Consider the following 2,135-nt stretch of genomic DNA (forward strand, 5'->3'; position numbering starts at 1 on the left):
CAGAAACCGCGCGCCGGGGATGTCTGGCTGGTGCGCTGCGGGTTCAACAGCGCAGCGGGGGATGAGGTGAGCCCGGTGCCCGGCCAACAGGTGAGCGTGCGTTTCAACCGCGCCAGCCGGCGGCCCGAGGACGAGCGCCTGGCCCGCGTGCGCGTGGTGCCCAACCCGTACATAGTCTCCAGCGCCCTGGACAGCGGCCCCTCGGACAAGAACGTCCTGTTCACCGGCCTGCCCGAGCGCTGCACGATCCGTATCTACACCCTGTCCGGCGTACAGGTCAACGTACTGGAGCACGGCCCCGGTGTGCCGGAGAGCACGTTCAGCTCCGCCGACTCGGGCGGAGGGGCGCGGCGCTACGACCTGCGCAACCGTTTCGGCCAATTGCTCGCCAGCGGCACCTATTATTTCCACGTGCAGAGCCAGGGCACGGGCAAGGAGCAGATCGGGAAGTTTTCGATCATAAATTGAGGCGGATTTTGGTTGAGTAGGGGCACGGCATGCCGTGCCCAAAGCTGGAGTAATTAAATTATAGTAGGGGCGAACCTTGTGTTCGCCCGCCATATACCGGAAGAAAAGTGATGCTGAATCGCCTGAACACAACCCTTCTCCTGCTCGCCCTTCTTCTTTGGGCCGGGTCTCTCTCCGCGGCCGGGGGCAGCGGCAGCGGCTACAACCCGGCCAACGGCCTCCCGGATGGTTTCAGCGAGGCCGGCACCCGCACGGCCGAGTTCCTGACCATCCCGGTGGGCGCGCGCGGAGTGGCCCTGGGAGGCGCGTTCGGCGCCCTGGCGGATGACATCTCGGCCCTCTGGTGGAACCCGGCCGGCGTGGCCGCGATCACCCGGCCCCAGGTGCTGCTGAACGTGGTCGACCTGCCGCTGGATGTCCGCTACACCTACACCGCGGGCGCCGCTCCGCTGCTGGACGGTAAGCTTGTGCTGGGCGCGTTCATGGGCGTGCTCACCAGCGGCGACCAGGAGATCACCACAGTCACCCAGCCCGAGGGCACCGGGGCCACGTTCAGCACCTACAGCCTGCAAGGCGGCGGCAGCCTGGCCTGGAACTTCTCGGACCGTTTTGCCGCGGGGCTCAACCTCAAGGCCGTGCACGAGGACATCGCCGGGAACACCCAGAGCACGTTCGCTTTCGACCTGGGCACCAACTACCATGCCCGTCTGGCCGGCCGCGAAATCCGCCTGGCGTTCCTGATCCGCAACCTGGGCGGCAACATGGCGTTCAGCGGCAACAGCCTCAAGGTGGAGCTTCCCGCCGAGGAGGTCTACTCCGGCGGTGGTGTCGGCCGTCAGGAGCGCAAAGCCCTGCGCCAGGCCACCCGTTTCAAGCTGCCCACCAGTTTCGATGTGTCTCTATCATACGTGCTGGCCCAGGGTGACAATTACACCTGGGCCGGGGCGGCCGAGTTCGCCCAGAACAGCGACATGCCGGTGAGCTACCACCTGGGCAGCGAGCTGACCCGCAAGCTGGGCAAGACCACGGCCAGCCTGCGCGGCGGCTGGGAGTTCCGTGGCGATGAGCTGGGCCTTGAGGGTAGCGACCGTCTGCGCGGCCTCTCCGCCGGTGGCGGCATACTCTACGATTTCCTCGCCTTCCACGGCAGCATCGACTACGCCTGGCGCAACTGGGGCCGTCTGAGCGCCAGCCACCTGTTCAGCCTGGGCATTGGGTTCTAAAGGCAACGGAATGTCCACCTCACTCGGTTCCCGTGACAGATTCCTCCGCGCCCTGGATGGCCGCGACCTCGACCGCCCGCCCGGCTTTTTCCGCGCCGAGGCCCCGGTCCTGGCTCGTCTGCGCAAGGAGCTGGGCCTGGAGTCCGCCCTCGGCCTGGCCCGGCATTTCGGTGCGGATGCCGTTCACGTGGCTCCGGTCTGGCGCCGCGAGCTGATCCGGACCGACAGCGCGCCGGACCATTTCTACGACATGTTCGGCAGCCGCTGGCGGAAAGTGGAATACCAGGGCATCTACAGCGAGACAGTGGTCGAGCCGGTGCTGGCCGGGGCCGCGGGGCCCGCGGCGGTGGAGCGGATCGTCTGGCCCGGCCCGGCCATCCTCGATCTGGACCAGTGCCGCGAGCGCGCCGCCGAGGCCCACGCCAGCGGCCTGGCGGTCTACGG

At 67.5% G+C, this 2,135-nt stretch carries 3 protein-coding genes; all 3 read left to right on the forward strand.

Annotated features, from left to right (window positions below; all coding sequences use genetic code 11):
• Positions 1–468, forward strand: a 468-nt coding sequence (locus LLH00_19485) for a hypothetical protein (GenBank protein ID MCE5273466.1), incomplete at its 5' end; no start/stop codon positions are given.
• Positions 469–578: 110 nt separating this feature from the next.
• On the forward strand, positions 579–1,691 hold the full coding sequence (locus tag LLH00_19490) for a PorV/PorQ family protein (GenBank protein MCE5273467.1): 1,113 nt from the start codon (positions 579–581) through the stop codon (positions 1,689–1,691).
• 10 nt (positions 1,692–1,701) lie between these two features.
• On the forward strand, positions 1,702–2,135 hold a 434-nt coding region (locus tag LLH00_19495; protein MCE5273468.1), incomplete at its 3' end, for a hypothetical protein.

The sequence above is a fragment of the bacterium genome, from assembly GCA_021372515.1.
Taxonomy (GTDB): domain Bacteria; phylum Gemmatimonadota; class Glassbacteria; order GWA2-58-10; family GWA2-58-10; genus JAJFUG01.